Genomic DNA, 6,890 nt, shown 5'->3' on the forward strand with positions numbered 1-6,890 from the left:
GGTCAGAACCCCGCCTGCGCAGACACGTACCAGCCGGTCTGGCGCTTGTTGCGCGTGATGCCGGGCACGATGCGGCCCAGGTCCACGTAGGCCAGCGTCAGCGACAGGCTCTTGTGGGGCGCCCAGGCAATGAAGACGTCCTTCCAGTCGTCTTCCTGCAGGCCGTTGCCCAGGCCCGCCGCCTCGCCCAGCGCGCGCAGGTTGTCGGGCTTGAAGCGGTACTCGGCACCGATGGCCAGGTCGCGCCGCAGCAGGTAGGCGACCGAGATTTCGGGCTGCAGGCTGTAGCCGTCCCGCCCCGGCCCGGCCGCGCCGAAGCCCAGCAGCCCGTTCTGGTTGGCGCGGGTGTAGCGCAGCGTGCCGGTCAGCAGCAGGCCCTTGTCCAGCAGCAGCTTGCTGGCGCTGACGTACAGGTCGGTGCCGCTGCGGTCGGCGCCCAGGAAGTCGAGCACGCTGCCCAGCGAGCCGGCCTGCAGCCGCTTGTGCTCCACGCCCACGGCGATCTGCGGGATGAGGGTGTGCGCTTCGAGGATCGCGTCCCCCAGCAGCTTGACCTTGACGCCGACGATGTCCATCTTCAGCCTGGCACCGGGTTTCACGCCGAAGGGCGCGATGGCGTTCAGCGCCGTGGCCGCGCCCGCGTCGAAGTCCTGCCGCGCGACGGACACCTCCACCCGGTCATGCACGCCCACCGTGGCGCCGTAGCTTGCCAGTGCGTAGTCGAGCGTGCCCACGCGGGTGGCATGCGCGGTAACGCCCACCTCGCCCTCGGTGGCCTGCGTGCCGATCACGGCCCAGGGCACCATGCCGCCGCCCGCCGGGCCGCTGACGGTGCTGACGCCGCCGGTCAGCAGCAGCTTGCCGGTGTCGGCCTGCGCGGTGGGGGGCAGGGCCCAGGCGCCGCCCAGGGCGAGCGCCGCGACGAAGGGTTTCAGCGAGAGTGCAGTCATGGCAGGCTTGGAAAAATGGCGTGCTGGGCGCCCTGCGGTGGGCCGTCCGAAGTCAATCTAGCGCAGCAATGCGTGGCGAGCATCGGGGTCGCCCCGGAAAAAAAGGCGCTTTCCATGGCCCGCGATGCCTGACCTGTGGCGCACCGGCCCTGGCTTCGCTTTCGGCACCGGTTGCCGGATCTTGAGCCGGCAGGTGCCGTGCCGCGGTGCGGAACGCGGGCCGGCCCTTCACCACTGCGCGCAGATGCCCACCAGCCCCGCCAGCACCAGCGCCAACCCGGCCGTTTCGATGCGCGAGAGGCTTTCGCGGAACACGCGGCGCGATACGGCGTAGCTGAACAGCACCTCCACCAGCCCCAGCGTGCGCACGTCGGCCACCGGCTGCAGGGCGTAGGCGGTGAACCAGGCGATGGACGCGAGGGCCCCCATCGAGCCGGCCACCATCGACAGCTTCCAGGCCCGGCCGATGGCGCGGGCCACGCCGGGCTGCCGCGCCAGCAGCCAGCCGCCCAGCAGCACGGTCTGCAGCAGCTGCGCCCACAGCACGCCCCAACCTCCCGCCACCCACGGCGCCACCCCATCGCCCAGCGCCAGCGACGCGCCTCGGAACCCCACGCTCGCGATGGCGAAGCACGCGCCCGAGGCCAGCCCGCAGGCCACCAGCCGCCCCTGCCCCGGCGCGCCGCCGGACAGAAGCAGCCGCCAGCCGCCGCGCGGCAGCGACAGCAGCACCACGCCGCAGGTGGCGGCCGCCATGGCCGCCAGCGCCAGCGGGCCGGGCAGCTCGTTCAGCAGCACGGCGGAAAAGAGCGCCACCTGCAGCACCTCGGTCTTGGAATAGGCCACGGCCAGGATGAAGTTGCGCTCCTTCATCGCCAGCAGCACGAAGGCCGTGGCCGCCACCTGCATCACCGCGCCCACGGCCAGCCACGCGGCGTAGGTGGGCGTGAACACCGGCACCAGACCCGGCCGGTCGCCCAGCACGCAGGTGCCCAGCACCCAGGCCGCCGCCAGCGGCAGGCCGTAGAGAAACCGCACCAGCGTGGCGGCGAGCGTGCCCAGCTCGCTGACGAGGGTGCGCTGCGCGGCGTTGCGCACGGTCTGGGCGAACGCGGCCCAGAGGGTGATGGGAATCCAGATCCAGGCGAGCCAGGGTAGAGAAGACATGGGGCGAGCGTAGCGCGGCGCGCGCGGCCCGGCAGGCTGCAGCGCCCGTGCCTCGGCATGGCAGCCGCAGGCAATGGCGATGCCTCGGCGTCAGCCGGGCCCGATCTGCATCACACCGGATAGGTGCCCGGAATCAGGATGCGCCGGTCCACGTTGCGGATGTCCACATGGCCGCAGAACGCCATGGTCACGTCCAGCTCCTTGTGGATGAGCTGCAGCGCCCGGGTCACGCCCGCCTCGCCGTAGGCGCCCAGGCCATACACCATGGCGCGGCCGATCATCGTGCCGCGCGCGCCCAGCGCCCAGGCCTTGAGCACGTCCTGCCCGGAGCGGATGCCGCCATCCATCCACACCTCGGTCTGGCTGCCGACCGCGTCGACGATGGCGGGCAGCGCGGCGATGGACGAGGGCGCGCCGTCCAGCTGGCGGCCGCCGTGGTTGCTGACCACGATGGCGTCGGCCCCGGCGGCGACCGCGAGGCGGGCGTCTTCGGCGTCCATGATGCCCTTCAGGATCAGCTTGCCGCCCCACTGCTCCTTCACCCAGGCCACGTCGGCCCACGACAGGCTGGGGTCGAACTGCTCGTTGGTCCAGGCCGAGAGCGAGCGCATGTCCGACACGCCCTTCACATGGCCCACCAGGTTGCGGAAGGTGTGGCGCTTGGTGCCGGCCATGCCCAGGCACCAGTGCGGCTTGGTCATCAGGTTGGCGATGTTCTTCAGGGTGGGGCGCGGCGGCGCGGTCAGGCCGTTCTTGATGTCCTTGTGGCGCTGGCCGATGACCTGCAGGTCGAGCGTGAGCACCAGGGCGCTGCAGCGGGCGGCGCGGGCGCGCGCGATCATGCGGGCCATGGCGTCGCGGTCGCGCATCATGTAGAGCTGGAACCAGAACGGCGCCGAGGTGTTCTCGGCCACGTCCTCGATGGAGCAGATGCTCATGGTCGAGAGCGTGAACGGAATGCCGAACTTCTCGGCCGCTCGGGCGGCGTGGATCTCGCCGTCGGCATGCTGCATGCCCGTGAGCCCCACCGGCGCAATGGCCACCGGCATGCGGGCGGCCTGCCCGACCATCGTGCACGCGGTGCTGCGCCCTTCCATGTTCACGGCCACGCGCTGGCGCAGCAGGATGCGGTGGAAGTCGTCGCTGTTGGCGCGGTAGGTGCCCTCGGTCCACGAACCCGAATCGGCGTAGTCGTAGAACATGCGCGGCACGCGGCGCTCGGCGACGACGCGCAGGTCTTCGATGGTGGTGATCTTGGAAAGCTTGGGCACGGCGGGCTGTCTCCGGACGAGAGAGGAAGAAAGGCAAACGGGCAAGGGCCGTCGCGCAGCGAAGGCGACTGGGCGATCCTAGCCCGCCCCTGCACAGCGCCGCGTGAAGGCTTTTGCCGGGTGTTTGAAATTTCTGCAGCCGCGCGGCCGGCGCCCCTGCCCCGCCCCGCGCTTCAGCGGCGCGCCAGCGCCACCCCGGCGATCGCCACCGCGAAGCCCAGCAACTGTACGGGCGAGAGCATCTCGCCGAAGATCAACCACGCCTGCACGGCCGACAGCGGCGGCACCGCCAGCAGCAGAGCGCTGGTGCGGGTGGCCTCGCCCCGGCGCATGAGCCAGATCAGCAGCGTGGCGCCGCCGATGGACAGCCCCAGCACCGAGTAGGCGAGGTAGCCCCAGAGCAGCGGCGAATGGTCCCAGCGGGGCTGGCCCAGCAGCAGCGCCATGCACACCAGCACCAGCACCGCGCCCCCGTTCTGCAGCGCGCCGGTGCTGCGCAGGTCGCCCGTGGCCCAGGGCGACTTCTGCGCCATCGAGCCCACGGTGAGCGCCAGGATGCTGCCCACCCCCGTCAGCACCACCGGCAGCGCCAGGCTGCCCGCGCCCACGGCTTGCAGGCGCGGCAGCAGTACCAGCGTGACCCCGCCGAAGCCCAGCGCCAGCCCCCACCAGGTGGTGCGCGACAGGCGCTTGTGCAGCACCGCCACCGCGATCAGCGCCGTGAACAGGGGCTGCAGGGAGCCGATGAGCGCCATCACCCCGGCCGGCAGGCCTTGCGACATGGCCCACCAGCTCGGGCCCACGTAGAGCCCGTTCATCAGCGCCCCGGCCACCAGGTGCACGCCGATGCGGCGCGCGCCCCGGGGCCAGGCCACGCGCGCCCAGAGCGCGAGGGCGACGAACACCAGCGCTACGCCGCCGAAGCGCATGGTCAGGAACCAGAACGGGTCGGCATGCGCCCCGACGCCGCGGCCCACCAGGAAGCCGGTGGACCAGATCAACACGAAGAGCAAGGGGGCGGCGGCGTGCATGGGGCGGGCGGGAAAGTGGGGGCGCGCCAGGTGGGCGCGGCGTGTGCGGCCGGGCGGGCGACGGGACAGGCAGTGTAGGGGCTGGCCCGTCAGCGCGCCCCGGCGCGCAGGCCGGCGCCGCGCACCTCGATCTGGATCTGGTCGATTACCTGGCCGCGTGCGTCCAGCAGTTCCACTTGGTGCCGGCCGGGCCAGGGCAGCCAGCCCCACTGCGCGCCCTGGCCGTGCCATCGGCCGCCGATGCGCCAGCGGACCGCGCCGGCGTCGGCGCCGCCGGCGGGGCCGCTGGCGGCGAAGCGCAGGCGCTGCCGCTCGGGCGGAATGTCGGGGTCCAGCGCAATGATGGTGCCGGGGGCGGGCGCCACGATGCGTGGGCGCGGGGCATCGTCGGCGGCCCGCGGCGCGCCGGATGGCACCTTTTGGGACCCATTTTGTGCCCTCGCGCCCGCCCCATCTTGGCCTTCAGCTATCGAATCAATAGCAAACAGCGGCTGCTGCGTGCCGGCGAGAAACCATTCCTCCCGCGCGCTCTCCAGCGGCGTGGCGGCCTTGCCGTCCTGCGGGCCGTAGCGCACCGCCGCGTGCACCAGCCCGGCGGGCGGGCGCGGGGCGCGGCTGGGCGTGCCGCGGTGCAGCCAGCCCATCACCTCGGCCCAGATGGGCGCGGCCCCGCTGGTGCCGCTCACGTCGTGCATGGGCGCGCCGCTGGCGTTGCCGACCCACACGCCGACGGTGTAGCGCTGCGACCAGCCGATGGCCCAGTTGTCGCGCATGTCCTTGCTGGTGCCGGTCTTCACGGCCGACCAGAAGCGCGTGGCCAGCACGCTGTCGGTGCCGAAGGTGCGGGCGCGGGCGTTGCTGTCCGAGAGGATGTCGCCCACGATGAACGCGGCGCGCGCGTCCAGCGCCTGCACCGGCTGGTCGGGGGCGGCACGCGGGGCATCGCCACGGCGCGGCGGCGGCGGTGGTGGCGGCAGCAGCCGCACCGGGCTGGCGCGGCCGCCCTGCGCCAGGGCGCGGTAGGCGTTGGCGAGCTGCAGGAGCGGCACTTCGGCGCTGCCCAGCGCCAGGCTGTAGCCGTAGTAGCCGCCCGATTCGCGCAGCGGCAGGCCCAGCGTACGCAGCTGGGTGAAGAACGCATCGGGCGTCACCATGACCAGCGTGCGCACGGCGGGCACGTTGAGCGAGGCGGCCAGCGCCGTGCGTGCCGACACCCAGCCCTTGAAGCTGCGGTCGTAGTTCTGCGGAATGTAGAGGCCGCTGGCGGTGGGGATGTGGGCCGGCGAATCCTCCACCAGCGAGGCCGCCGTCAGCCGCCGCTCGGCGATCGCCTGGGCGTAGAGGAACGGCTTGAGCGTGGAGCCGGGCTGGCGCAGGGCCAGCACGCCGTCCACCTCGCCGGCGCGGCTGAGCAGGCCCGACGAGCCCACCCAGGCCAGCACGTCGCCGCTGGCGTTGTCCAGCACGACCACCGCGCCGTCTTCCACGTTGCGGCCGCGCAGCTCGCGCAGGTGCTGGTCCAGCGACTGCAGGGCCACGCGCTGCAGCGGCGCGCTGAGGGTGCTGGGTACCGTCCGCCCCCCGCCGTCCGCAGTGGCCGCCGCCTCGCGCAGCGCCTGCCGTGCGAAGTGGGGGGCGATGCCCTCGGTGGCGTCGAAGGCGCGGCGCTGCAGGGCGGCGGTGGTGAAGAGGTCGAGCGCATCGCAGTCCACCGCCGGCGGCTTTTCCGTGCCACGTGGCGGCTTCACGGGGCGATCCATCTCGCGCAGCACGCCGCAGGCCCGCTGGGCGACCAGCGCGGGGCGGGCGTTGGGGGCGCGCACCAGCGCGGCGGCGACGGCGGCCTCCCGCGCATCGAGCCCGTGCGGCGCCTTGCCGAACAGGGTGCGGGCCAGCGCGTCGATGCCGACGATCTCGCCCCGGAACGGCACCAGGTTCAGATACGCCTCGAGGATCTGGTCCTTGCGCCAGCGACGGTCCAGCACCTGCGCGGCCACCGTCTGGCCGAGCTTTTGCGTGACGCTGCGCCCGCCCGGCCCCTGGCGCCAGTCGCCGTCCAGCAGGCCCGCCAGCTGCATGGTGATGGTGCTGGCGCCACGCGTGCGCTGGTTCCAGAGGTTGCCCCAGGCGGCGGCCGACACCGCGCTCCAATCCACGCCGCTGTGCTCGTAGAAGCGCTTGTCCTCGCTCAGCACCAGGGCCGTGCGCAGCGCGGGCGACACGTCGGCCAGCGCCGCCCACTGGCCGCGCCGCACGGTGGCATCGGTGCGCACGCGCTGCAGCACCTCGCCTTCACGCGAGAGCACCAGCGTGTCCGACGGGCGCCAGTCGGCCCGCACCTCGGCCGGGATGGGAAGCGCATGGACGCTGCAAGGGTGGAGCCAGAGCAGACCCACCACGCCCGCCAGCGCGGTGCTTCGGATGCGGTGGGGCCAGAGAGAAGCAGAGACGGATCGAGAATGCAGCATGCC

General features: G+C 72.9%; 5 protein-coding genes. All 5 read right to left on the reverse strand.

Going from position 1 to position 6,890, the window contains the following annotated elements; all coding sequences use genetic code 11:
• Nucleotides 1-2: 2 nt before the first annotated feature.
• On the reverse strand, nucleotides 3-950 hold the full coding sequence (locus tag ABWV53_RS18710; protein WP_353367647.1) for a DUF3034 family protein: 948 nt from the start codon (nucleotides 948-950) through the stop codon (nucleotides 3-5).
• A 228-nt stretch (nucleotides 951-1,178) separates the two neighbouring features.
• Complete coding sequence (locus tag ABWV53_RS18715) at nucleotides 1,179-2,117, reverse strand: DMT family transporter (RefSeq protein WP_353367648.1); 939 nt, start codon at nucleotides 2,115-2,117, stop codon at nucleotides 1,179-1,181.
• A gap of 110 nt (nucleotides 2,118-2,227) precedes the next feature.
• Nucleotides 2,228-3,388, reverse strand: a complete 1,161-nt coding sequence (locus ABWV53_RS18720) for an alpha-hydroxy acid oxidase (protein WP_353367649.1) — start codon at nucleotides 3,386-3,388, stop codon at nucleotides 2,228-2,230.
• A gap of 173 nt (nucleotides 3,389-3,561) precedes the next feature.
• A complete protein-coding gene (locus tag ABWV53_RS18725) occupies nucleotides 3,562-4,419 on the reverse strand; it encodes a DMT family transporter (RefSeq protein WP_353367650.1) in 858 nt (285 codons plus the stop codon).
• An 89-nt stretch (nucleotides 4,420-4,508) separates the two neighbouring features.
• Entirely contained in the window at nucleotides 4,509-6,887 is a 2,379-nt protein-coding gene (gene pbpC, locus ABWV53_RS18730; protein WP_353367658.1) for a penicillin-binding protein 1C, read from the reverse strand.
• Nucleotides 6,888-6,890 lie beyond the last annotated feature (3 nt).

It is taken from the genome of Acidovorax sp. FG27 (genome assembly GCF_040365715.1).
Taxonomy (GTDB): Bacteria; Pseudomonadota; Gammaproteobacteria; order Burkholderiales; family Burkholderiaceae_C; genus Paracidovorax.